Here is a 24,651-nt window from a genome sequence, read left to right as displayed (position 1 = left end):
TGAGGGATTGGGGGTAAAGGTCGTAGTTTAAAAAGGGGTGAAAAACCTAAGTTATATACAGGAAATGGGCGGCAGATTCAAGGTTAACTTGCTGAGTTGCCACTAACGGAGCAGCCTGGAGTAATCCGCGATGTTCTCACCCAGCATGGGGTTGAGCGGCAGCAGGATATGGAACGTGGAACCGGGCATCTTCTCCGGGTTGTAGCCGGTCGACTCGACCCAGATCTCGCCGCCGTGCATGTCGACGATCCCCTTGGCGATGGAAAGCCCCAACCCCGCCCCCTTGGCCTTGAAGGCGACCTTCCCGCTGGAGTGCTCCTGGATGTTGCCGACCTCGTAGAACTTGTCGAAGACGCGCAACTGGTCGTCGCGGTCGATGCCGATACCGGTATCGGTTACCGTGATCTCCAGGAACAGGTGGTGTTCGCGTCCGGCGGCGAAGGCCGTCGACTGCGCCTCGGTGACCGGCGCCCCGCGCAGGAGGTACTTCGCGGAACTGGCGACGGTGATGCGGCCGCCGTCGGGGGTGAACTTGATGGCGTTACCGAGAATGTTGGAGAGCAGCTGCATGATCCGCAGGGCATCGCCGCGCAAGGTGGGGATCGACTCGTCGAGGTTCACCACCACTTCCTGCTTGCGCATGGAGAAGAAGAAGCGCAGCTCGTTCACCGCGGCCTCGATGAGCCGGTTCAGCTGGATGTCCTCCATCTTGAGCTGCAGCCGTTTCTCGTCGATGAGCGACACGTCGACCATGTCCTTCACGATGTTGTCCAGTCGGCTTGCGGCGTTACTTATGTTGGTGACCATCTCGAGAACCGTCTTGTCGACGCGGTCCGCCATGTCGGTGACGATCAGCTCGGAATACCCCATGATGACGGTGAGCGGGGTCTTCAGCTCGTGGGAGGCGAGCCCCAGGAAGGAGTCCTTCATCCGGTTCAGGCGCGCCAGGTCGGCGGAACTCTTCTCAAGGTTGGCGATGATCTCGCGCTCGCGGGTCACGTCGCGGAAGATGGCCTGCACCAGGGTCTCGCTGCCGCTCTTGATGGCAGTGGCGTGGAGCATCGCGACCATCACCCCGCCCCCCTTCTTCAGAAGCTGCATCTCCTCCTGGATGTGTGCGCCGCCGGCCGCCTCGCGGAAGATGCGCTGCAGCTTGGGGATGTTGCCGATGTTCAAAAGCAGCAGCATCTTGGTAAGCGGCAGCCCCACCAGCTCGCGCGCCTCGTAGCCGAAGAACTCCTCGGCCATCTTGTTTACCATGCGGATCGACTCGTCGGCCCCCATGACCAGGATGGCGTCGCTTGCGTCTTCCATGAGGGACTTGTAGAGCTCTTCGGAACGCTCCAGGTCCGCACTCATGGTTTCGAGCTTGCGGTAGGAGGCGTGCAGCTCCTCGAAGGTCTTCTCCATGTCCTGGTAGTTCTTCTTGATCTGCTCGTCCCTGTGCTTCAGGAACTGGGACATCAGGTTGATGTTGCGGGCCAGTTCGTTGAACTCGGGGACCCGCACCTCGCCGATCTGGGTGTCGAAGGCCCCTTCCGATATCTGTTTCACCCCCTTAAGGAGGGTGGAGATCGGCGACATCACGTACTTCTTGACGAAGATGACCACCAGCGAGAAGCTCACCCCCAGCGCCATGCAGAGCAGGTACAGGGTCTTGAAGATCATCCCCTTCACCTTGTCGAAGACGACCTGCTCGCTGAACCCGACGTGCGCCTGGGCGACCTGCCTGCCATCCGCGGCCTTGATGGGGACCGCAGAATCGTAGTAGGACCCTTCCTGCCCCTCGATGGTGAACGTCAGGCGGCTTTGGGAGTTCTGGGGTTGGGGTGGTACCGGCAGGGACGGCAGGGAGAGAAAACGGGGATCACTGGCGAAGAGGATGTTGCCCTTGGGATCGGAGACGATGCAGTAGGCGAGGTCGGAATTCCCGGCCATGATCTCGCGGCACTTCTCGGAGAGGCCCGTCATGTCCCTAAGGTCCAGACCCAGGTTGAGTACTTTCTCGATGTTGACCTTGAGCGCACTGGCAAGGCTGCGGGAACGCAGGTTGAGGGCGTTCACCTGGTCCTTGCGCAACGCCATGATGTCCATTCCGGATCCCACGAAGATAGTGAGGAACAGGATCAGGAAGGAGAAGAGCGTTATGCGTTTTTCAAGCGTCATGTTCATCTATGAGGTAAGTTCCAAACCTTGGGAGTGACTGGATACAGCGCCGGATATTGCAGCATAATTATATTGGCTTGAAAAGTCAATAATTATCCGGATTTATTGTCTCAAGACAAGGTGATGCACGTCACAGAATGGCAAGCGACAGCACTGGTGAGTCACATCCGTGCTATCGACCAAAAGCCAACTTTTCTTGAACAAAATTGTTGACTGTCGCGCCCACGTCCGTATACTATGCCGATTGAGAAGTAAATCTTAATTATAATCCGGGGAGGAGCACATGGCTTTACGAGTAGCGATTAACGGTTTCGGCAGAATCGGGCGTTGCGTCCTGAGGGCAGCTGCCCAGGACAAGGACATCGAATTCGTCGCCATCAACGATCTCACTGACGCTAAGACGCTGGCCCATCTGCTGAAGTACGACTCCGTACACGGCGCTTTCCCGGGCGAGGTGAAGGCAGAAGGCGACTCTATCGTCATTAACGGCAAGGCCATCAAGGTGCTGGCCGTACGCAACCCGGCCGAACTCCCCTGGAAAGAGTTGAAAGTCGACGTGGTCCTCGAGGCCACCGGTCTTTTCACCGCCAAAGAAAAGGCAGCCCAGCACCTCACCGCCGGCGCAGCCAAGGTCATCATCTCCGCCCCCGCTACCGACCCGGATCTCACCGTGGTCATGGGCGTTAACGACAAAGAGTACGACAAGTCCAAGCACCACATCATCTCCAACGCCTCCTGCACCACCAACTGCCTGGCTCCGGTCGCCAAGGTGCTCCACGAGACCTTCGGCATCGAGAAGGGTCTGGTCACCACCGTACACTCCTACACCAACGACCAGAACATCCTCGACCTGCCGCACAAGGACCTGCGCCGCGCCCGCGCCGCCGCCCTCTCCATGATCCCGACCACCACCGGCGCCGCCAAGGCGGTTTCCCTGGTGCTTCCGGAACTCAAGGGCAAACTCGACGGCATGGCCATCCGCGTCCCGACCCCGAACGTCTCGGTCGTCGACCTGGTCGTGACCCTCGCGAAGCCGGCCGACGCCGAGCAGGTCAACGCAGCCCTCAAGGCTGCCGCCGAAGGGCCGCTCAAAGGGATCCTCGGTTTCACCACCGAGCCCCTGGTCTCCATCGACTTCAACGGTTGCCCCCTCTCCTCCATCGTCGATGCCTCCTGCACCAAGGCCATCGCCGGCAACATGGTGAAGGTGATCTCCTGGTACGACAACGAGGCAGGCTTCTCCAACCGCGTCGTCAGCCTGATGAAAATCCTGCTTTAACGAACTGGCAGCACCGCAGACCTGAAAAGACGGGGAGGGTTTACTCTCCCCGTCTTTTTGCCGCTTTTACCCCCGGTGTGTGCTACCCGCAGCGCCCGGTGTGCGCTCTACAGCGTTATTCGTTTTAGGGATCATTCCCGTCATACCTCAGGAGGGATCATGTCAATTCGCTACATCGACGAGATAGACAACCTGGCCGGCAAGAAGATCTTCATGCGCGTCGACTTCAACGTGCCGCTGGACGACAACCAGAACATCACCGAAGACACCCGCATCCGCGCCGTGCTCCCCACCTTGAACTACGCCTTGGACCAGAAGGCGAAGATCGTTCTCGCCTCGCACCTGGGGCGCCCCAAGGGGGAGCGCAAGGAGAAGTACTCCATGGCCCCGGCCGCCAAACGCCTTTCCCGCCTCCTGGGCAAGGAAGTGAAACTCGCCCCGGATTGCATCGGTCCCGAGGTGCACGCGATGGTCGACGCCATGCAACCGGGCGACATCATCATGCTCGAAAACCTCCGTTTCTACCAGGGTGAGGAGAAAAACGACGCCGACTTCGCCAAGGAACTGGTGAACGGCTGCGAGATCTACGTCAACGACGCCTTCGCCGTGTCGCACCGCGCCCACGCCTCGGTGGAGGCCATCACCAATTTCATCCCCGTGGTATCCGCGGGCTTCTTGATGAAAAACGAGATGAACTACTTCGACAAGGCGATGCAGAACCCGATCCGCCCGCTGGTCGCCATCCTTGGCGGCGCCAAGGTCTCCGGCAAGATCGAGGTCCTGGAAAACCTCTGCGACAAGGTGGACAAGATCATCATCGGCGGCGGCATGGCCTTCACCTTCCTGAAAGGGCTTGGCTACAACGTCGGGAAGTCGCTCGTCGAGGACAGCCTGATCGACACGGCAATGGCCACCTTCAAGAAGGCCGCCGAGAAGGGTGTCAAGTTCTACCTCCCGGTCGACTGCGTCGTTGCCGACCAGTTCAACCCGGCAGCCGAGACCAAGGTCTGCACCGTGCAGGAGATTCCCGAGGGGTGGATGGCGCTGGACATCGGACCGGCTACCGTGACGCTCTTTGCCGAGGCGCTGCAGAACTCGAAGACCATCGTCTGGAACGGCCCGATGGGCGTGTTCGAGATGGACGCCTTCTCGCGCGGCACCTTCGCCATGGTTTCGGCCGTGGCAAACTCCTACGCCCTTACCATCGTAGGTGGCGGGGACACCGACGTCGCGGTGCACCGTGCCGGCGAATACGCCAAGATCAGCTACATCTCTACCGGTGGCGGCGCCTTCCTGGAACTTCTGGAAGGGAAGAAACTCCCGGGCATCAAGGTCCTCGAGGACAACGGGCACAAACACTAAGCGTCGTGCAGACAGTTGCGGGAGAAGGGGCGGCACTCCCCTCCCCTCTCCCGCTCTTTGCGCTGCCCGACCGGTACCGCAGGTATTTGCACGGCTTTCTTCACAACCATTACTGATCAACGCAATTTTCCGCTGGCAAAACTCCCCCTCCCCTTCAAGGCGAGGGTCGGGGTGGGGATGGGGCACGACGGGCCCGGAGTGGTTCCCCGCCCTCCTGCTGGCGGAAGGTCAGCGCGCATCAGGCAACCTTCTGGAGGGGATTCATGCGCAAACCGGTAATCGCTGGCAACTGGAAACTCTACAAGACAAAACAGGAAGCACTCTCCCTCATCGAGGAACTCGCCCCGCTGGTGGCGGATGCCAGCCAGGTCGAGGTCGTGGTGGCCCCAGTATTCACCGTGCTCCCCTCCCTGGTGCCCGCCGTCGCCGGCACCCGGATAAACCTGGCAGCCCAGGATGTCTTCTGGGAAGAAGAAGGCGCCTTCACCGGTGAGGTATCCTCGAGGATGCTCCTGGACGCCGGAGCCAGCTACGTCATCATCGGCCATTCCGAGCGCCGCGAGTACTTCGGCGAGACCGACCAGACCGTCAACAAGAAGATCAAGGCAGCTCTCCAGGGCCCGCTCATCCCGATCTTCTGCATCGGCGAGACCCTGGCAGCCCGGGAAGCCGGCGAAACCTTCGCTGTCCTGGAGCGCCAGGTAAGAGGCGGCCTCGAGGGGATCAGCGCCGCACAGTTCGCCCCGGTCATCATAGCCTACGAACCGGTCTGGGCCATCGGCACCGGCAAGACCGCCACGGACGCCCAGGCACAGGAGGCGCATGCCTTTATCCGCGGCGTGGTCACCGAACTCTACGGTGCCGATGACGCCGGGAAAGTACGTATCCTGTACGGCGGCAGCGTGAAGCCCGAGAACGTCAAGGGGCTCATGGCCTGCACTGACATAGACGGCGCCCTGGTTGGTGGAGCAAGTCTCAAAGCGGCATCCTTTGCCGCCATCGTGAACTTCGGACAATAAAGGGCTTTGTTTTTTCCGGGAATTGTGTTAAACAAGCATGTTGAAATTTCTCGGAGGTAACACGTTTAATGACAATTTTACTGGTAACACTGCACGTCATCGTCTGTTTAGCCCTGATCGTGGTTGTCTTGCTCCAGTCCGGCAAAGGTGCGGAAATGGGTGCTTCTTTCGGCGCCAGCGGTAGCCAGTCGGTCTTCGGTGCCGGCGGCGGCAACACCTTCATGAGCAAGGTAACTACCAGTGCAGCGATCATCTTCATGCTGACGTCCCTGTCCCTTGCCTTCGTCTCGGGTAAAGGTGGCAGTTCTTCGATCATGTCCAATGCAGCAAAGGCGAAGCCGGCCCCGATGGGCGGCATGCCGCTGCAGAAGCCGGCAGCTCCGGCCGCTCCCGGCGCAGCACCCGTAGTTCCGGCAGCACCCGCAGCTCCCGTAGCACCTGCTGCACCTGTTCAGTCGGCTCCGGCACAGAAATAAAATAAAGCGTTGTACTTTTTGGTTGACATCTCGCAGTACTAATGATAAATATCGAGGACTTCTTGCCGAAGTGGTGGAATTGGTAGACACACCATCTTGAGGGGGTGGCGGGCGACAGCCTGTACGAGTTCGAGTCTCGTCTTCGGCACCATCGATAACAAAGAGCGCCCTGGTCTTAACGACCAGGGCGCTTTTCTTTTTGTTCAGAACATTTCCCGCTAAGTACCTCTCCCCTCCTCGAGACTCTCACTCAAACCGATTCACAATAAGTACTATGGAAAGTTATAGCGCGGAGCAGTTCCTGCCTAGCCGTCCCTCCATCCCGAGCCAGTCCCCGAAAGCAGTAGTCGATATTCACGTATCGTAGCTATCCAACCTACCGGACAGTCCCAGGGCTTCCCCTCACGCCAGACGCCGGCAAGGATCCTCATGAGCGAGGTGGCCCACCTTTTGGCGGGGTGCTGTCCGCTAATAGCGATGAGGTGGTCGTTAATAGCGATGAGGTGGTCGTTAATAGCGACGGGGTGGTCGTTAATAGCGACGGGGTAGTCGTTATTAGCGATGGGGTAGTCGTTATTAGCGATGGGGTAGTCGCTATTAGCGAGGGGGTGGTCGCTATTAGCGGTTAGGTGGTCGCTATTAGCGGTTAGGTGGTCGCTATTAGCGGTTAGGTGGTCGCTATTAGCGGTTAGGTGGTCGCTATTAGCGGTTAGGTGGTCGTTATTAGCGAGGGGGTGGTCGCTATTAGCGGGATGCTGATCGCTGGTTCCCGGAGGATTGCGGGAATTGGGGACATGGTGGTCGCGAGGCTCTGAGAGAGGGTTCCTGGCAGCGGGATGACATCAGAGGTAGGGCGGACAAATCGCGGGAAGGATTGGCAAGCGACGGGTCCCACCTCAGCGTGGGACCCGTCAGGTTTCCATTTAGGTTACCGGAATGGTGACGGGTGCCGACCAGGGACCAGGTCCATCATCTCCGATAGCCCTCCCCCTGAAAGAGTAGCGGTTGAGGGGGTCGAGACCTCGAACGATAATCTTCTTGCAACCACGATGCGGGCCTGGGGCTTCATCAATCCAGTCTTCTTGGAGATTCGGATCTCTTCTGGTGTACTGGAACTGGTAACCGAAGGCGGCTTCCTGACTGTCCGCGTTGATCAAGACCTCACCGGGCGTTTCAAGGTTGGTCACCTCCAACCCTTGGAGTTGCTGGACGGGACCCCGATGTGCCTTGGGAACCCTGGTGCGACGCTCGAGGAGGGGAAGCCCTGCCGTCCGCAACTGGGCATTCTCGTCCAAGGCCTGCAACTGAACCCGGAATGCCACCCTGGTTAGTTCTTTGATGACGGTGCTGAGATGCTGGTCGCGCTGCGGGATCATCGCGTAGTTTCCTGCCGAGGTATGGCTCAACGTTTCCTGGAGATTGTTCCCGGCCTCCTCCAAGGGTCCCAGCGGGATATCTTTAAAGAAGGGATGGTTGGTCAGCGCGGAGACGACGTTGTCTTTCATGGTCAAGGCCTCAGCCGGATTGAGCGACATCAGGACATTGAGGTTTACGAGCGTAGGCAGGGAAAGCGGTGCGTTCATAGGCACCTCCACAGGATTGATTTTGCCTGGCCTGGCATTAGGTTTCTTTTATACTCCATAGCCAGACGGTTTCAAGAGGGAACCTAAAATTTTCCCAATCAGAATCCAATCGGAACCCTGACCGATACCTCCCGGCGAGGCGAAGCGTAGATGAACCTCACCGTAGACTGTAGATTAGCTGTCCGCAACCATCATTTCCTTACTCAAGGCACTATCTACCAACTCCCGTGTTGACAATGAGCCACTCGGCATATATTGTATACACCGATTTCCTAAGTTAACCGAACAAAAGGAGGAGTAATGAGCGACGTGCAGGAAGCAATTAAGCAGGCCATCCAGACTGAAAAGAACGCAATGAACTTCTATGAGCTGGGCGCCAAGCAGATGAAAGACCAGGACGCCAAGCGCATGTTCGAGCAGCTCGCCCGCGAAGAGAGAGAGCATGCTGCGCACTTCTTCAAGGCATACAGCGGTAACGACCTCGGCTCCTTCGAAGAGTTCATGTCCACTCCTCCCCAGAACGAGTCGGTATGGATCACCGCCATCCAGAAGGTAATCGGTCCGGACTTCTCCGAGCAGAAGGCCCTGGAAGTTGCCATGGAGAAGGAAACCAACCTCGAGAAGGCCCTGCGCGAGACCGCCGCACGCATGACCGATCCTTCGGTGCGCGAGGTGTTCGAGCTGAACGCCAAGGAGACCCACAACCACTTCCTGACCATCGAGTCGGAGTACGCCCGTATCATGGCCATGGTTGACGAGTCTGACATGGACACGTTCGTACGCGAGTAGTCGTGCCTGACATGATGGAAAGAGAGGGGGCTTCGGCCCCCTTTTTTATTGGTGCGTCCGACAATTTCGGGAAGGCCGCATCCCCCTCTCCCGCAAAGGGATCGGGAACCTAAATTGGTCGCCCATCCCAAGGGGAGGACGTGAGGTCTTTGCTGCAGGCCTCGGCACCACCTTTAGCGCTTGGTACATCCTCAGCAGTGAATCCCAGTACTAGAAGTTCGCTCACACGCTAATTGGTTGTCCTAACGCAGGAAGTTATCGAGAAGGACACCCTCCCCTCTTCTGTTCGATGAGTGACGGGAGGTGCGGGCTAAGAGCAGCGTCTGGAAAAAATAGCTTACGATGCATTTTTCTCTTGCCTGTTTCAAAGTTCGATGCTATACGTAGGGAACTTGATTGGCCGGAGTGGCGGAATTGGTAGACGCGCTAGATTCAGGTTCTAGTACTCGAAAGGGTGTGCTGGTTCGATTCCAGTCTTCGGCACCATAAAGAACTAAGGGGTTACGGTTTAGGCCGCAACCCCTTTTTCTTTATCCACTCGAGAAGTAGTCGCACCTTGATCCCCTCACCCGACCGTCATCGTACCCCTACCCTGCCTGAGCCTGGGACGAACCTGTCAAACAAAAAGGGCACGGCACATGCCGCCCCCCCTCTTCGCAAAAGCCCTTCCCGCGGCATCCCCGAATCCAGAACACCTCCGTGGAAACCTATCGTTTCACCCACCAGGGCTTGGTGCCAGATGATCTATCAACTCGGCGCCGAAGAACTGGCAACCGCCCATGATGGTACGAATGGCGAGGCCCACTTCCTCGGCCGCAAGTTCCTTGAGCACATAGCCACCTGCACCGGCGCGCACGGCCCGGTGCAGGTGGTCGCTCGTGTTATACACCGACAGGATCAGTACCTTGACGTGCGGAAACTCGCTGCGGATGCGTCGCGTAGCCTCGATCCCGTCCATCTCGGGCATGGCGACATCCATGAGCACCAGGTCAGGTTGCAGCAACCGGACCAGATCGATCCCCTCGACGCCGTTACCCGCCTCCCCCACCACGTGAAACCCTTCCTGGTCCTGGAGATGGCGCCTGAGCACCTTCCTGATCATGGCATGATCGTCGACGATGAGGATCCGGATCTCCATACCGGCTACTCCCTGATCTCGATCAGGACCGTGGTACCCATGCCGGACTCCGAGCTGAGACGCAGCGTCCCCCCCGCCAATTCCGCCCGCTCCCGCATGATGGTAAGACCCCATCCCGAACCGGTAAGCTGCAGGTTGTCGGTCGAAGGGACGAACCCCTGTCCGTCGTCGGTGATGCAGAGTTGCAGCAGATCCCCCTCCCGGGAAAGGGTGACTGTCACCAGGTTGGCCAGGGCGTACTTCGCAACGTTATTGAGGGCCTCCTGGGTGATTCGGAACAGGGCGATCTCCTGCTTGGGGGTGAGCCGTGGAATGTTCTCGTCGATGTCCACGAGGACCTCCAGACCGGTACGCTGCCGGTACTGGTCGGCATAGGATCGGAGGGCACCTCCCAACCCGTACTCCTCGAGCTGGGAAGGTCGCAGCTCGACCATCAGGTTGCGCACGGTCCGGCTGATCTCCTTGGTGAGCTGGCGCGAGTCCTCCAGGGTGCTGCGCAGGTCCGGCCGGGTCTGGTCGGCGAGCAGGTTTCCGATGTAGGCCAGGTTCAGCCCAAGGGCGGTCAGTTCCTGTCCGATATCGTCGTGCAGCTCGCGGGAGACCTCCTTTCTCAGGTCCTCCTCCTGCACGATGAGCCGCTGGGCGTAGCGTTTCAAAGCCTCCTCGGCCTTGACCCGCTCGCTTATGTCGTGCACCAGCTTGAACATGACCCGCCTGCCGTTCCACTGGTAGGCGCCGCCGACGATCTCCACCGGGAAAATCGTTCCGTCCTTTTTCCGGTGGTAGCGCAAGGGTACGAAGGTACTGCTGCTTTTTTCAATCTCCTGGACCAGCAGTTCGGACGAATCGCGTTCGGCCGACAGGTCGGACGCAAGCATTCCGGAGAGGAGTTCCTCGCGCTGATAGCCGTACATCCGGATAAGGGAGCGGTTGACGTCGATGATCCGGCCGGTATCCAGCTCGAAGATGATGATCCCGTACACCTCGTTGTCGAAGATGATGCGGAACTTGCTCTCGCTGACTCGAAGCGCCTCGTCGGCCTTCTTGCGCTCGGTGACGTCGGTGATGATGGTGGTGAATTCGTCAGGCTGGGGGCTGTAGGCGTAGATGGAGAGATACTGCTGGGTCGGTTCGAAGAAGGCCTCGAACTGCGTCTCGCCACCCAACTGGGCGATCTTGCCGAAGACCCCGATGTAGTCGAAACCGAAACTGTCGAAGTCGGGATAGATCTCCCTGATGGTGCGACCTTCCACATCGCGCTTGCGGATGCCGAGGATCTCCTCGTAGGCCTGGTTCACGCTGAGCAGCGCGAAGTCGACCGGCTGCCCCTGCTCGTTGGAGACGATCCGGCAGTGGGCGATGGCGTTGAGACGGTTCGCGAACAGTGCGCTGTAACGCCGCTCGCTCTCCCTGAGTTCCTCGGCCAGGATCTGGTACTCGTCGATCACCTGGTGCAGGTGCTCGTTGACCTCGAAGAGCTTCTCGTTCTTGCGCCCGATGCGGCTCATGGACTGAAAGGCGGCACCTGCAGAGACTAGCGAGAGCAACAGGAAGCTTCCCACCAGGAGGCTCGTGATCACCATGTCGTTGCGCCACTGCTCCAGGTAATCCTCGCTGGCCAGCGCAACCGTAACAAGTAGCGGTGCTACCGGGAGCCGGTGGAAGGTGACGATCTGCTCGGAGCCGCTGGCAGTGCTGCGATAGGTAGCACGTCGCACGCCCGAACGGAGCAGGGAGGCAAGTTCGGAGGGCACCGGTCCGGGCGCATGCCCCTGTCCGTTTCCCGCACCGCGAAACTTGGCAATGGGCTTCAGGTCGGAGCTGTAAAGGGTAATGCTGCCGCTGGCTCCCATGTCGAACTGGGCCAGCAGCTTTGAGAAGTGATCCACCCTGATGTGCGAGCAGACCATGCCGCCAAAGTTGCTATCGCGCCCGTGATAATGACGCGCCATCACGATGATCTGGTGGCCGGTGATGGGGTCTACCAGGGGGACCGAGACCTGCAGGCCCGCGTCGGGATGCTCGTTCAACAGCTTCAAGAAGTCGCGTCCCAGGCAGTCAAGACCACGCTGCCCAACCCCGCCGCTGCGGTAGACGACCCGGCCCAGACGGTCGGTGACGTCGATCCCCTCGCCTCCCGGCAGGCGCCGTTGGTAGCTTGCCAGCATCCCCTCGATCTGGTCCTTCCTGCGCCCATCCCAGGCAGGCTTTTCCTCAAGTTCGTCAACCAGGGCCCGCAGGGAAAGGTCGACCTTCTCAATGGCGCCCGAGATGCTCTCGTCGATGGCCTTGCCAAGGTTCTGGGAGACCACCTCGGCATACTGCTCGTGCTGGTTTCTGCTTTCCTGGAGGAAGTGCCAGGCAAGCACGATCACCATGAGATTGCAGATGGCAAACCCGATGACGATAAGGGAGCGGTAGCGGTAAATGGAGCTCATACTTCCTTTAATAAACCAGCGGTAACTGCTCGGGAGATTCGACACCAGGAGTCGGCGACGCGCGACGCCCAAGGATACGCCGCGAGCACAAAGTTGTCAAAAACTTACTTGAGACGCAGGGCGAAAAGGCGACGGTACTCCCGTCATTTACCCTGAATCTGAGCAGAGGGAGGGCGCCGCCCCGAGAAGTGTCGTGACCACGGGGAGTCACCCTGAGGGTTTCAGATTATTCTGGTGAATTTCTCCTTATGATAGATGCTGCGGGAAAAATGGTCGGCGAACTGACCCACCAGTTCAGCGATCAGGGCATCGGGTCCCGGGGCTCCCGTAACCGCCTGCGAGCCACGCTGGAACTCGACCGACAACCTGCGCTCTCCCAGGCGTACCGTCAGGACCGCTCCATGCCAGTCCTCCCCGTGTGGCTCGGGATCCCAGTAGACGACCCCACCGGGCAGGACCCTCTTGAGCGCCGTAACCAGTTCATATGCCGCTCGATCCATCTCTCACCTCCCCCGGCCGGTCGGCCGGACCTTAAAACGGGTAGCCAAGCCCCACAAAAACCGCCGGCCCTTCCCTGCCAACCCCCACATCGATGCGCCCGACGATATTGGGGCGCACCACGGTGCGCAGTCCCAGCCCCGGGTTGAACTCGAAGCTGCGTGCCTTGGCCTCGACCAGCGTGGACATCACCGATCCCAGGTCGATGAAGGGCGCCAGCTCCCAATCCGCCGTCACGTTGAAGATCTCCCAGCGAAACAGCCTGATGCGCTCCTCGAGGTTCAAAAGCAGGAAACTCTTGTCGATGAACCGGTTCTGTCCATACCCTCTGAGGGTGGTCTCGCCCCCGAGGATACTCTGCTCCAGGAAGGGGACCCGATGCCCCACCGTCTGGTTGGCCGCGAGCCTCGCCACGGTGATGAAACGGCCTCCGTGGGTGGGGTAGTACATCTTTGCTTCCCCGTCGTAGGCATGGTAGGTAGCGGAGCTCCCGAGGAGCTCCGTACTGATGTCGATGGAAAACCTGAGGTAGGACCCCGAAGTGGGGAGGCTCGGAGAGTCGAGGGTTGTGTAGATAAGCGAGAGTCTCTGGTCGTGCACATGGTAGCCGGGGAGTCCCGGGATCTCGTCGGCAGGAAAGACCTCGGTTATGAAGGGGACCGAGGGGATCGCGCCGTGCCAGATACCCACCTTTTTGAAGCGTTCCCCCAGCATCGCTTCTACCTGCTCCGTGAAACGGTACCCCAAGGCGGCACTGAAGCCGACCTCGTGGTAGGCGTAGTTGGTCTCGTTCTCCTGGGAGGAGGTGGACTGGAATCCGAAAAACCGGGCCGAGCCGTCGGTGAAATCGAAGAGCATCCCGTTCAGCTCCCAGCGCTCGTTGAGGAACTTCTGGTTCAGGTAGCGCAGGCGGTATTCGTGGTTGGTGGTGGTGGCTTGGGAAAGGTTGACCCGGATGGTCTGGTCCTGGTTGGGGTAAAAGGCACCGTAGAGCGTAGTGGTAACGCCGAAGTACTGGTTGTAGTTCATCTGAGGGACGATGAGTGTGCTGACCTCGTCCCGGGCGTTGTGCAGCAAAAAGGCGATGAGACCTCCGTAGGTGATCCCCTCGTTGGGGCTTGCCGCGATCACCGGCAGGGGGATCGCCACGGTCTTGGCGGGATCCGCGAAACTCTCGTTGGAGACCGGGTACGGCAGGTATTTCCTGGGAACCTGGTAGGTGCAGGAGCTCAGCAGGACCAGCGTTGCCAGTGCGCTAGCGATGGTAATGGTGCGCATGAGACCTCGTCGCGTGCCGGTCGTAACCGGCCGGCCGGGCTGCCCGGCAAAGGGTGCCCAGCCTCACTTGCCCCGGGCTGCGGCAACCAGCCCGAGCAAGAGCCAGAACGCCTCGCGGAAACGCCTGAGTATCGTGAAGCCGGTCCCGAGGGTCGCCCCCAGGTTGAACCCGAGGGAGAGCAGGATGGTGCCACCGTCCTGGACCCCCAGGGAGACCGGGATCATGAAGCCAAGTCCCGCCACCAGCTGACAGAGGGCATCGAGGCAGAGGGCACGAGGAAGCCCGATCGGGTGCCCCAACAACCAGAAGATGACCCAGACCTCGACCGCGTGCAGCGCCCACCCCACCAGGTAACACAAAAGAGCGGCAAGCCCGGCGCCGGCATGCCGGTGGTAGAAATGTTCCAGCGCCTGGTCGAGTGCTGCGCACTCGGCGCTGCGGGCGCGCAGCACTGCCGGGCACAAACCGACCCGGCTCAAAAGCGCAAGGAACGACGAGCAGGGGTGTCGGCGCTGCAGCACCAAAAAGGCCGCACCGGCGCCAGCCAGGATGAGGGTTCCCAGGTAACTCAAGAGGGTAAGGCGCGGCGAGAGCCCCGGCAGCACCTGGGGAGTCAAGGCGAGACTTATCAGGATGTAGAAGACGAGGCTTACCACCATGAGCGCCTTATGGATCACCAGCGACGCGGTTGCCTCCGGCCAGGAGACTCCGGCTGCGTTCAGGCGCTGTGCCTTGAAGGGCTCCCCCCCCAGCGAGGCGGTGGGGGTCAACTGGTTCAACGACTCACCGGCAAGCCGGTAAAGGTAGAGTCGCCACCAGGCTGGTGCCCCCCCACGCCCCAGGAGAATCAGGTACCAGGAAAGGGTCCAGAACAGGGTAGTCGCACCGTAGGGGAGCAAAAGCAAAGGCCAGTAGCGGCTCCCCTGCCAAAAGGAGTGCGCCAGGGTGCCCCAGTCGATGTTGTGCAGCATGAGAAACATGACCAGCGAGGCCACCGCCAACAGGGCAAGGTTCAGGCGTCGCATCGGACTGGCTCCGGTCTTGGTGGCGTCAACGGGCATCTGGACCCCGGAAGGAGAGCGCACCACTCACCGTTCGACGGCCACGTCGTAGGACTCGGTGTAGTGGCGAAACTTCTCCCGCTCCAGGTCCGCGTCCAGGCCGAACTGTTCGAGGGAGTAGAGGTGCGCACCGCGTTTGTCCTTGGGATGCTCCACGACGAAACGCTGCATGGCCGCCTCGGCCTCTGGCCTCAGGTCGCGTCCGAAGTGGCGGTAGATGCGGCGCACCACGGCCAGGGGATCCCGGATCAATTCGGGATAGCCGACATCGCAGAAGTTGCCGGCAAGGTCGTCGCGCGTCCCGCGCAGTTCGGTGAGCAGGTTCGCGCTGTCCACCCAGCGTCGGCTCACCTCGCCCCCCAGTTCCTTCAGGTCGATGGGGCCGGTAAAGGGGGCCCTGAGCACCCGGGCGAAGCTCGCGCAGGAGGGAAGTACCTTCAGGGGGTCGCGGTGGGTGACCACCACCTGGGCGTCCGGGTAGACGCGGAACAGGGCGTCCAGGGCCATCAGGTGACTGGGGGCCTTGAGCACCCAGTGCGAGCCGGGGCAGTGCCACTGCAGGTGCTTTAGGAAGTTACGGTGGCATCGGTAGGCAGGGGTCTTGTCCTGGCGGTCGTGCCAGCGACGGTAGGAGGTGACGAAGTACATGGACTCGAAGACGTAACTGAGAAAGGAGTGGTCGGTGATGGCGATGCATTCCTGGGGAAGCCGCGCCTCGATGGTGTGGCACTTGTCGAAGTCCGGCATCAGGACGTCGATCCAGGCGAGTTCCTTCCGGGTGCGCGCGATGCGCGGGTCGACCAGGTAACTGGCGGTCTCCGGCGGGGGCGAGGGGTGCATCGCCTCCCAGACCTGGGGGGCGCGGCAGGCGGGGTCCTGCGCGAGGAGCGCATGCAAAAAGGTGGTTCCGCTGCGGGGCAGACCGGTGATGAACATCGGACGCACGATACGCTCTGCAGCGATGCCGGGAAACTGGTTGAGGTCCCTTGTCATGCGCAACCGGTTGGAGAGCACCCGGAGCATTTCGGTGGCGACCGTGATGCGCCCCAGGAGGTTGAGCCGGGCATCCTCCACGAAGGAGCGCATCAGGATTCGGAAAGGGGTGCTGAAATCGGGTTCCCCGAAATCCGTGAGCCCGGTGAGACGGCAACTCTTCTCGACCAGGTAGTCGGGGTCCAGTGAAATGAAGGGTCGACCGTCCTTGAGGAGCAGACGGCCGAAGCTGTTCAGGTTGTCGAGCGCCCGGTGCCCCAGGGTGGCCAGTAGCGGCGGGAAGCGGAACCCCTCCCCTGCCCCGGGTACCTCCCCTGATTCCCGACGCTGCTGATCGATCACGAGTTCCGGCCCGGTGCCGGGGCTGCGGTCCTGTTTCACGGGTGTTCTCCTTCACTTCACAAATTCAAATGGTGTTGGCCGTTTGCAGCAGGGAGGGAGGACTCGAACTCGAGCGCGGCAGGTAACCTGGCGCGGCGGCATCACCTCCGCGTCTCTTCCGGCCAGCGTAACTGCCCCCGCACTGCAGATAGCGGCGGCCACCGTCACAAGCTGCCGTAACATCGGCCGCCCGCACCCTTTTTACATGTAGCCGTCTTTTCGTAACCGCTCCATGCCGCGTTCGGCGTCCTGGGCGCGACCGCTGCGCTCGGCTACCCGTGAGGCCCGCAGCTCGGCGAGGATCTCGGCGACCGTTGAAGCGTGGGAGGCGATGGGGGCGGTGCAGGGTGCACAACCAAGGCTGCGGTAGCGTCGACCGTCGCCCCGCGTGAAATAGAGGGGAATGACCGGAATGGATTCCCGCTCGATGTACTCCCACACGTCGATCTCGTTCCAGTCCAACAGGGGGTGGATGCGCAGGTGGGTCCCCGGCTCGAACCGGGTCTTGAACTGATCCCACAATTCGGGAGGCTGGTCCCTGAAATCCCAGTCGTTGTTGCCGTCCCGTGGGGAGAAGTAACGCTCCTTGGCACGGGTCCCCTCCTCGTCGGAGCGTACGCCGACGATGACACCGGTGTAGCCGCGTTCGGCGAGCACCTGGCGCAGCGCCTCGGTCTTCAGGGCACTGCAGCAGGCAAAGGTGCCCCGGGTCGGATGCATCCCCTCCTTAAGTGCGGCGCTGTTTTGCCCGACCACAAGGTTGAGCCCCCACTCTTGAGCGGTACGGTCGCGATAGGTAATCATCTCGGGAATCTTGTACGAGGTGTCGATGTGCACCAGGGGGATGGGACAGTGGCCGAAAAAGGCCTTGCGCACCAGCCAGAGCAGGACGGTGGAATCCTTACCCATGGACCAGAGCATGCAGAGATTCTCGAAGTTCTGGTAGGCCTCGCGCAGGATGTAAATAGAGCGGTCTTCCAGTTCGTCCAGCTTACTCATCAGTGTCACCCTTTGCCTAGTTTCCAGGGCTGCCAAACTATTGGCCTGCGCCAATTAGCACCAGCAAATACTATAAGGAGAGCTGCGGATTGCAACCGCAGCATCCCCATTTTTCCGGGGAACTCGGCGGCACGTTCCACCTCACCAGGCAGGATGACGGGCACCACTTCAATGAGAAGCTCCGCGTTTTACATAGTTGTTGTCTGAGGCCGGGAGTTTCCTGGCTCGGAGCGCCCCCTACCCTCCCCTGAAAAAGTGTTTCAAGCCGCCAAACCCAGAATAATCTCCTTGATATCAGACGCTTTGGACTGTACATTAGAGCGCGCCACATGTCTGGGCCAGCTACCAGCGAGGTTTCCCCCATCGACGCAGCACAACTCCTCATCTTTTCATTGGCACAAAGACGCTATGCGCTGCGTGTCGCAACGGTCGACCGGGTAGTCCGGGCGGTAGCGGTTACCCCGCTCCCCAAGGCGCCGGAGATCGTTCTCGGGGTTTTCGACCTGCACGGGCAGGCGGTCCCGCTCATCGACCTGCGCCGGCGTTTCGGGCTGGAGCCGAGGAAGCTGCGTACCAGCGACCAGTTCGTCATCGCACGCGCCGGCAGTCTCACCGTGGCACTTGCCGTGGACGGCACCGAGAGTGTCCAGGAGGTGCTGCCCGAGGCCATCGAAAAGGCACAGGGTATCGTAAGCGGCACCGAGTTCATCGAAGGGGTGACCCGCAACGAAGACGGGCTCTTGCTGATCCACGACCTTGAGACCCTGCTCTTTCCGGACGAGGCCCGGGAACTTGCCCGGGCGCTCGAGGAGACGCCGGCGTGAGCCAGGGGCAGACGGTGCTCTCGGAGACGCTCGCGCAGTTCGCCCAGTTCGTTTCCCGCCACCTGGCCCTGCACTTCGCCGGGGACCGCCTGGCGGAGTTGGAGCAAAAGCTTACCCCGCTGGCACGGGAGGCGGGCCAGGCCGACCTGGCGGAGTTCCTTACCGCGCTGATGAGCGCCCCCCCCTCGCGCAGCCGGCTGGAACCGCTCGCCCGGGCGCTCACCATCGGCGAGACCTACTTCCTGCGCGACCCGCGCAGCTACCAGGCGCTCGAACAGGAAGTGCTTCCCGCGCTGATCGCCCGCAAACGACAGGGCGACCGCTCGCTGCGACTTTGGAGCGCCGGTTGTGCCTCGGGTGAAGAACCCTACACCCTCGCGATCCTCCTGAGCCGGGTCATCCCCGACCTGGGTCGCTGGCAGATCTCGCTGGTGGGAACCGACATCAACGAGGTGTCGCTCGAGAGGGCCCGGCAGGGACGCTACAGCAAGTGGTCCTTTCGCAACGCGCCGGCCTGGCTCATGGACTACTTCACGCGCCAACCGGACGGACGCTACCAGATCGTGCCGCGCATCCGGGACATGGTGCGCTTCGAGTACCTGAACCTCGCTGAAGACCCGGCCAATGCGGAACCGGTGACCGGAACAGACTTTCTCGACATCGTTTTCTGCCGAAACGTCATGCTCTACTTTGGCTCGGCCCAGATCGAGCGGACCATGGCCCGCTTCTACCGGGCACTGAACGAGGGTGGCTACCTGTTCGTGGGGCCGACCGAGGTGGACCAGCGCCAGATGGAGGGTTTTTCCTGCCGGCGCCTGGATGGGGCCTTCGTGCTCACCAGGGAACCCGCCACGCCGAAACCGGAAAGCGCCGCGCCGCCCGCGCCTGCTCCGAAGCCGGCGCCTGCACCGCCCCCCACGCGCCAACGGCACCGGGTGGCAGCCAGGACCGCGCCGGCAGCCCAGAAAACGGCAGCAGCACAGCCGGCTCCAGCCGGCGGGCTCGACCAGGCGCTCGGTCTCTACCGCGCCGGCAATTACCAGCAGGCCGCCGAGCTGGTCGCCCGGCTGCACGAGGCGGGACCGGTCGAGGTGGAAGCGCTCCTTCTAGGTGCACGGGCCCTGGCGAACATCAGCCGGTTCGCCGAGGCGCTCCCCCTGTGCGAGGCGGCCCTTTCGGTAGATCAGCTGAGCACCCAGGCCCACTACCTGAAGGCCATCATCCTCGAGCACCAGGGGGAGCCGGAGGCGGCCTGCGCGGCGCTCAAGAAGGTGCTCTTCATCGACGGCGAGTTTTTCCTGGCCTACTTCGCCCTGGGAAACCTCTACCGGGCCAGCGGGAACGCGGCCGAGAGCCAGCGCAACTTCGCCAACGCACTGCGGCTTCTGGAACGCCGCGATCCCCAGGAAATGCTCCCGGAAACCGAGGGGCTGAGCGCGGGAGCGCTGGCACAGCTGATCCGCGACATGACACCGGCTAGGAGAAGAGATGGCGGCAGGTAACGTACAGCAACCGGGACAGGCCCCGGACGGGCCGGCGCTTTCGGAAAATGAGCGCGAGGCCGGTGCCGACCTCCCAGATCAGGAATCGCCCGAGCAGGTCCAGGCGGTGCTCGAGGCCCGTGCGGCCGAACTGGCCGCCGTGCCGCCGGCAGCCCGGAGCGGCCGGCACCTGGACTGCCTCGAATTTCTGCTCTCCGGCGAGCGCTACGCCCTGGAGCTTCGCTACCTGAACCAGACCCTCCCCCTGACCGAGTTCACCCCGCTTTTTTGCACCCCACCTTTCGTGCTGGGGCTCACCAGCCTGCGCGGGCGGATCATCTCCATCATCGACCTGCGCCGTTTCTTCGAGCTCCCTTCGGTGGGGCTCGCGGACCTGAACCGGGTGATGGTGGTGGCTGACGGTTCCATGGAGGTAGGGATTCTGGCGGACAGCATCCTGGGGGTAACCTCGGTGGCGGTAGCGGACCTCCAGCCCGCGCCGTCCGCCTTCACCGGGCTGCGCGAAGAGTTCCTGGCCGGGGTGACCGCCGACCGTCTGGCGCTGCTCGACCTGAGGAAGATCCTGGCCGATCGCAGGATCGTGGTACACGAAGAGGTGGGGTAACGCCGGTCATCCGGCAGGCACACGATAATATCCAGCACGTGGGGGTTCCATGCTAGGCAATCTGAAAATCCGCTCTCGATTGATCGCAGGTTTTGCGGTCGTGGTGTTGTTCCTGATCCTGGTGGGCGGCATCTCGCTGCGCAACCTGGTGGCGCAGGGGGACCTGATGACCCGGTTCTTCGAGCACCCCTTCGTGGTGACCAGCTCGATCCAGGAGGTCCAGGAGCAGATCATCCGGATCCACCGCAGCATGAAGGACGTGGTGCTCTATGGCAGCGACCCTGGCGAGCTGAACCTGGCCCTCAAGGACATCGACAACTCCGAGCAGATCATCTTCCGCGAGTTGGCCATCGCCAAGGAGCGTTACCTGGGCGACAAGTCCAAGATGGACCGCATCAAGTTCCTGATGGACCAGTGGCGACCGGTACGGGAGCGCACCGTCGACCTGGTACGCCAGGGGAAACTCCAGGAGGCGGCCCGCTTCCACAAGGAGTTCGCCCGCCACCAGGTGAACACCATCGACACCGAGGTCGAGGGTGTGCTGCAGTTCTCCAAGAACAAGGCCAAAGGGTTCGTGGAGCAGTCGCAGGCAAGCCAGCGCTCGACCCTGGCCCTGACAGGCCTCTTGATCTGCCTCGCGGCAGCGCTGGCGGCGGCCATCGCCTACGTGATCACCCGCTCCATCCTGGGACCGCTCAAGGAGGCCGTCGTGGCCGCCGACCGGCTGGCCCTCGGGGACCTGAGCGTGGAGATCGGCAGCGACTGCAACAACGAGATCGGGCAACTGCTCCGCTCCATGGGGACCATGGTCGCCTCGTGGCGCCGCATGGGGGAAAACGCCAACCGGATCGCCCTGGGTGACCTGGACCTCGAGGTGGTCCCCAACTCCGAGCGCGACGTCTTCGGTATCGCCATGCGCAACATGCTCTTCTCCCTGAAAAAACTCGCCGCCAGCGCCGACCGGATCGCCGCCGGCGACTTGACCGTCGAGATCGTCCCCGCCTCGGACAGGGACCAGCTCGGGCACTCCTTTGCCAGCATGTCCCGCAGCCTGCGCGAATTGAGCCTGGAGATCCGCGAGGTGGTGGGCGTTTTGGCCGCCTCGGCCGGCCAGATCATGACCACGGTGAGCGAGCTCGCCTCGAGCTCGGCCGAGACCGCTTCCTCGGTCTCCGAGACCAACGCGACAGTCCAGGAGGTGCGCCAGACCACCGACCTCACCTCGCTCAAGTCGCGCCAGGTCTACGAAAGCGCCAGCAACTCGGTGCAGGTGGCCAAGAACGGTCAGCTCTCGGTCGAGGAGGCGATCGGCGGGATGCGCGGCATCGACGAGCGCATGGGCTTCATCGCCGAGCGGATCGTGAACCTCTCGGAGCAGAGCCAGGCCATCGCCGAGATCATCGCCACGGTGAACGACCTCGCCGAACAGTCGAACCTCCTCGCGGTGAACGCCGCCATCGAGGCGGCCAAGGCCGGGGAGCACGGCAAGGGGTTTGCCGTGGTGGCCCAGGAGGTGAAGAACCTGGCCACCCAGTCCAAGCAGGCGACCGCCCAGGTGCGCGGCATCCTCGGGGTAATCCAGAAGGCGACCAGCGCCGCGGTGCTCGCAACCGAGCAGGGGAGCAAGGCCGTGGAGAACGGGGTGCGCCAGTCCGGTGCCGCCGGCGAGGCGATCCGGCAGCTCGCTGCCGCCATCGAGGAGTCCTCTAACGCCACCTTGCAGATCGTCACCTCCACCCAGGAACAGGCAATCGGCATGGACCAGATCGCCATCGCGGTGCAGAGCATCAACCAGGCAAGCGGCCAGAACCTGGAAGGCTCCCGGCAGATCGAGGCCGCAGCGCGCAACCTCTACGAGCTGAACCAGAAGCTCCAGCAGCTGGTGAGCAGGTTTACCCTGGCATGACGAGCCGCGTAGGGAGGCATACCCGCCCGGCTTTACCCGGCGGTGCCCGGCAAGGCGGCAGCCATGGCTGACCAGGAGGCCCTGTTACGCGAGCTTTTGGAGACCTTCCGTCTGGAGGCGCAGGACCACCTCGACTCGGTCTCCACGCTGCTCATCTCGCTGGAGCGCGAGCCGGAGAAGCCCGAGCAAAAGCGCCTGGTGGAGAGCCTTTTCAGGCGCATGCACACCCTCAAGGGCGCGGCGCACGCGGTGAACCTGGGGGAGGTCGCCCTCATCTGCCAGGACCTGGAGAGCCTCCTCTCCGAGGTAAAGCGCGGCGAACTGCCGCTCGAGGTGACCATCTACGACCGGCTGCACCGCGAGGTCGACCTGCTGGCCGCGCGCATCTTCCAGCACCCCGGCAGCCCCGGCCCCGCGTCTTTTAGCGCACCAGGCGCGGCGCCGACGACAACGCCCGAGCCCCTAGGCGTCCCGTCCCACCCGGTGTTCAGGGGGGGACCGGAGCCGTCGCGTCCGGAGCAGGCCGTCACGCTCCCCCCCTCCCCCGTCGAGGCGCCACGTGCCCAGGATCGCCGGGACCCCTCCGGGACCGAGACGGTACGGGTGCCGACCCGGCTCCTGGAATCGCTCTTGTTGCAGGCCGAAGAGCTCGTCTCGACCAAGCTTGCCGCTGCGATGCTCCAGGAGGAACTGAGCCTGACCGCGCGCCTCTTGACCGAGCGCACCGCGACACGTTCGCGCGCCCAGGAACTCGCCGGGTACGCCCTCAGGAGCCAGGGGCCGGCGCCCGCCAGCCAACGCCTGGCCGGCCTGATCCAGGAGTTTTGCGACAGCGAGCGGGAGTGCGAGGTGCGCCTGAGGGGGCTCGAGCGACTGGCCGAACGTAACCAGCACAACCTGGCGGCACTCATCGACCCCCTGCTTGCCGAGATGAAACAGCTGCAGCTGCTCCCCTTTGCCACCTTGAGCGACCCGTTCCAGAAGCTGGTGCGCGACCTGGGGCGTGAACTCGGCAAAGAGGCGGAACTCTCCTGCCGGGGGGCGGAAATCGAGGTGGACCGCCGCATCCTGGCCGAGCTGAAAGAGCCGCTCCTGCACCTGGTGCGCAACGTGATGGACCACGGCATCGAGGCGCCCTTGCGCCGCGAGGAGGCGGGCAAACCGCGCCGGGGGAGCGTGGAGATCGAGCTGCGCCTTTTGGACGCAAACCACGCGCGCCTCACCGTGCGCGACGACGGCCGCGGCATCGACGCGAGCCACGTGAAGGCGACCGCGCTCAGGCTGGAGCTGATCTCCCCGGAGCCGGCCGAGCAGTTAAGCGATCACGAGGCGCTCCAGCTGGTCTTCGAATCAGGCTTCTCCACCAGCCCGCTCATCACCTCCCTCTCCGGGCGCGGCGTGGGACTTGCCATCGTGCGCGAATCCCTGGAACGGTTGGGCGGGCACGTCACGGTGAGCGCCCGGCCCGGCCTGGGGTGCGAGTTCGCCATGACCCTGCCGCTCTCCTTCGCCCTGATCCGAGCCCTCCTGGTCTCGGTAGGAAAGCGCAGCGCGCTCATCCCCGCGGGAAACGTGGAGCTCACCTCCCGGCTCCCCCGCGAGGAGGTGCGCCAGGTGGAAAACCGCGACACGGTGCTCTTGGGCGGAGAGGTCTGCTCCCTGGTGTCGCTCGCCGCGGTCCTGGAACTGGGCGAAAAGACCGGCGCCCAGGAGGAGCCCTACCAGCAGGTGGTGCTGGTTAAGGCCGCCGAGCGGCGCATCGCCTTTGCCGTCGACCAGGTGCTCGGGGTGCAGGAGGTGCTGGTGAAGCCCCTGGGGGGCCAGTTGTCCCGGGTGCGCAACGTCTCCGGCGCCACGGTCCTTGGGGACGGCAGGGTGGTGCCGATCCTCAACGTGAACGACCTGGTGCGCTCGGCGCTTTTGGTAGCCGGCAGCGCGGCACGCCCCAGCACCGCCCAGGCCAAGGGGCGCCGGCTCTCCGTCATGGTCGCCGAGGACTCCATCACCTCGCGCACCCTTTTAAAGAACATCCTCGAGGCCGCGGGGTACCAGGTGGCGACCGCCTACGACGGCGCCGACGCCCTCACCCAGCTCAAGGCCGGCAGCTTCGACCTGGTGGTCTCGGACGTCGAGATGCCGCGGCTGGACGGCTTCCAGCTCACCGCGGCGCTGAGGTCGGAGCCCCGCTTCGCCGAGCTGCCGGTGATCCTGGTGACCGGACTCGAGTCGCGCAGCGACCGGGAGCGCGGCATCGAGGTCGGTGCCAACGCCTACGTGGTGAAGAGCAGCTTCGACCAGTCGAGCCTCATCGAGGTGATCGAGAGATTGACCTGACCGAAACGAAACGGGTAATG

19 protein-coding genes and 2 tRNA genes are annotated in these 24,651 nt (G+C 62.3%); 12 read left to right on the top strand and 9 right to left on the bottom strand.

The features are described from left to right. Positions 1 to 102: 102 nt before the first annotated feature. The gene (locus H7688_RS17040; protein WP_183362402.1) at positions 103 to 2,172 is read right to left on the bottom strand and encodes an ATP-binding protein; all 2,070 of its coding nucleotides are present in this window, start codon (positions 2,170 to 2,172) and stop codon (positions 103 to 105) included. 277 nt (positions 2,173 to 2,449) lie between these two features. On the opposite strand from H7688_RS17040, the gene gap reads away from it, so the two are divergent. The 5 genes from gap (at position 2,450) to H7688_RS17015 (ending at position 6,453) form a co-directional block, all read left to right on the top strand. After that, positions 2,450 to 3,445, top strand: coding sequence for a type I glyceraldehyde-3-phosphate dehydrogenase (gene gap, locus H7688_RS17035; RefSeq protein ID WP_183362401.1), 996 nt, complete (start codon positions 2,450 to 2,452; stop codon positions 3,443 to 3,445). A 159-nt stretch (positions 3,446 to 3,604) separates the two neighbouring features. Then, positions 3,605 to 4,807, top strand: a complete 1,203-nt coding sequence (gene pgk, locus H7688_RS17030) for a phosphoglycerate kinase (protein WP_183362400.1) — start codon at positions 3,605 to 3,607, stop codon at positions 4,805 to 4,807. Positions 4,808 to 5,070: 263 nt separating this feature from the next. After that, complete coding sequence (gene tpiA / locus H7688_RS17025) at positions 5,071 to 5,826, top strand: triose-phosphate isomerase (protein WP_183362399.1); 756 nt, start codon at positions 5,071 to 5,073, stop codon at positions 5,824 to 5,826. Positions 5,827 to 5,894: 68 nt separating this feature from the next. Beyond that, complete coding sequence (gene secG / locus H7688_RS17020) at positions 5,895 to 6,302, top strand: preprotein translocase subunit SecG (protein ID WP_183362398.1); 408 nt, start codon at positions 5,895 to 5,897, stop codon at positions 6,300 to 6,302. A 64-nt stretch (positions 6,303 to 6,366) separates the two neighbouring features. Beyond that, positions 6,367 to 6,453: transfer RNA gene (locus H7688_RS17015), tRNA-Leu, on the top strand. 772 nt (positions 6,454 to 7,225) lie between these two features. Here H7688_RS17015 and H7688_RS17010 read toward each other — a convergent pair. Continuing rightward, on the bottom strand, positions 7,226 to 7,885 hold the full coding sequence (locus H7688_RS17010) for a fibronectin type III domain-containing protein (RefSeq protein WP_183362397.1): 660 nt from the start codon (positions 7,883 to 7,885) through the stop codon (positions 7,226 to 7,228). Positions 7,886 to 8,185: 300 nt separating this feature from the next. Here H7688_RS17010 and H7688_RS17005 point away from each other — a divergent pair, with 300 nt between their 5' ends. Both H7688_RS17005 and H7688_RS17000 read left to right on the top strand, forming a co-directional pair. Then, positions 8,186 to 8,674, top strand: coding sequence for a ferritin-like domain-containing protein (locus H7688_RS17005; protein WP_183362396.1), 489 nt, complete (start codon positions 8,186 to 8,188; stop codon positions 8,672 to 8,674). Positions 8,675 to 9,073: 399 nt separating this feature from the next. Next, a tRNA-Leu gene (locus H7688_RS17000) sits at positions 9,074 to 9,160 on the top strand. Between the two features lie 229 nt (positions 9,161 to 9,389). Here the strand turns inward: H7688_RS17000 and H7688_RS16995 are convergent. From H7688_RS16995 to cysD, 7 genes are all read right to left on the bottom strand, one after another. Continuing rightward, on the bottom strand, positions 9,390 to 9,812 hold the full coding sequence (locus tag H7688_RS16995; RefSeq protein ID WP_183362395.1) for a response regulator: 423 nt from the start codon (positions 9,810 to 9,812) through the stop codon (positions 9,390 to 9,392). Positions 9,813 to 9,817: 5 nt separating this feature from the next. Next, positions 9,818 to 12,250, bottom strand: a complete 2,433-nt coding sequence (locus tag H7688_RS16990) for a PAS domain S-box protein (protein WP_183362394.1) — start codon at positions 12,248 to 12,250, stop codon at positions 9,818 to 9,820. Positions 12,251 to 12,471: 221 nt separating this feature from the next. After that, positions 12,472 to 12,750, bottom strand: a complete 279-nt coding sequence (locus tag H7688_RS16985) for a hypothetical protein (RefSeq protein ID WP_183362393.1) — start codon at positions 12,748 to 12,750, stop codon at positions 12,472 to 12,474. A gap of 31 nt (positions 12,751 to 12,781) precedes the next feature. Further along, positions 12,782 to 14,026 (bottom strand): BamA/TamA family outer membrane protein, encoded by a 1,245-nt coding sequence (locus tag H7688_RS16980; RefSeq protein WP_183362392.1) that lies wholly within the window; start codon positions 14,024 to 14,026, stop codon positions 12,782 to 12,784. 63 nt (positions 14,027 to 14,089) lie between these two features. Next, on the bottom strand, positions 14,090 to 15,088 hold the full coding sequence (locus tag H7688_RS16975) for a lysylphosphatidylglycerol synthase domain-containing protein (protein ID WP_246329859.1): 999 nt from the start codon (positions 15,086 to 15,088) through the stop codon (positions 14,090 to 14,092). A gap of 27 nt (positions 15,089 to 15,115) precedes the next feature. After that, positions 15,116 to 16,462, bottom strand: coding sequence for a sulfotransferase family protein (locus tag H7688_RS16970; protein ID WP_246329858.1), 1,347 nt, complete (start codon positions 16,460 to 16,462; stop codon positions 15,116 to 15,118). 201 nt (positions 16,463 to 16,663) lie between these two features. Next, positions 16,664 to 17,461: a sulfate adenylyltransferase subunit CysD gene (gene cysD, locus H7688_RS16965; protein ID WP_183362391.1), complete on the bottom strand. Its 798-nt coding sequence runs from the start codon at positions 17,459 to 17,461 to the stop codon at positions 16,664 to 16,666. Positions 17,462 to 17,790: 329 nt separating this feature from the next. On the opposite strand from cysD, the gene H7688_RS16960 reads away from it, so the two are divergent. The 5 genes from H7688_RS16960 (at position 17,791) to H7688_RS16940 (ending at position 24,631) form a co-directional block, all read left to right on the top strand. Further along, positions 17,791 to 18,285, top strand: coding sequence for a chemotaxis protein CheW (locus tag H7688_RS16960; RefSeq protein ID WP_183362390.1), 495 nt, complete (start codon positions 17,791 to 17,793; stop codon positions 18,283 to 18,285). After that, complete coding sequence (locus H7688_RS16955; protein WP_246329857.1) at positions 18,282 to 19,787, top strand: CheR family methyltransferase; 1,506 nt, start codon at positions 18,282 to 18,284, stop codon at positions 19,785 to 19,787. Before H7688_RS16960 ends, H7688_RS16955 begins: the two co-directional genes overlap by 4 nt. Beyond that, on the top strand, positions 19,774 to 20,391 hold the full coding sequence (locus H7688_RS16950; RefSeq protein ID WP_183362389.1) for a chemotaxis protein CheW: 618 nt from the start codon (positions 19,774 to 19,776) through the stop codon (positions 20,389 to 20,391). Before H7688_RS16955 ends, H7688_RS16950 begins: the two co-directional genes overlap by 14 nt. Positions 20,392 to 20,440: 49 nt before the next feature. Then, positions 20,441 to 22,297: a methyl-accepting chemotaxis protein gene (locus H7688_RS16945; protein ID WP_183362388.1), complete on the top strand. Its 1,857-nt coding sequence runs from the start codon at positions 20,441 to 20,443 to the stop codon at positions 22,295 to 22,297. Between the two features lie 63 nt (positions 22,298 to 22,360). Next, the gene (locus H7688_RS16940) at positions 22,361 to 24,631 is read left to right on the top strand and encodes a hybrid sensor histidine kinase/response regulator (RefSeq protein WP_183362387.1); all 2,271 of its coding nucleotides are present in this window, start codon (positions 22,361 to 22,363) and stop codon (positions 24,629 to 24,631) included. Positions 24,632 to 24,651 lie beyond the last annotated feature (20 nt).

The organism is Geomonas limicola (assembly GCF_014193675.1).
Lineage (GTDB): Bacteria > Desulfobacterota > Desulfuromonadia > Geobacterales > Geobacteraceae > Geomonas > Geomonas limicola.
The sequence above is the reverse complement of the archived record's forward strand: the minus strand, read 5'-3'. Positions and strand labels throughout refer to the sequence as shown.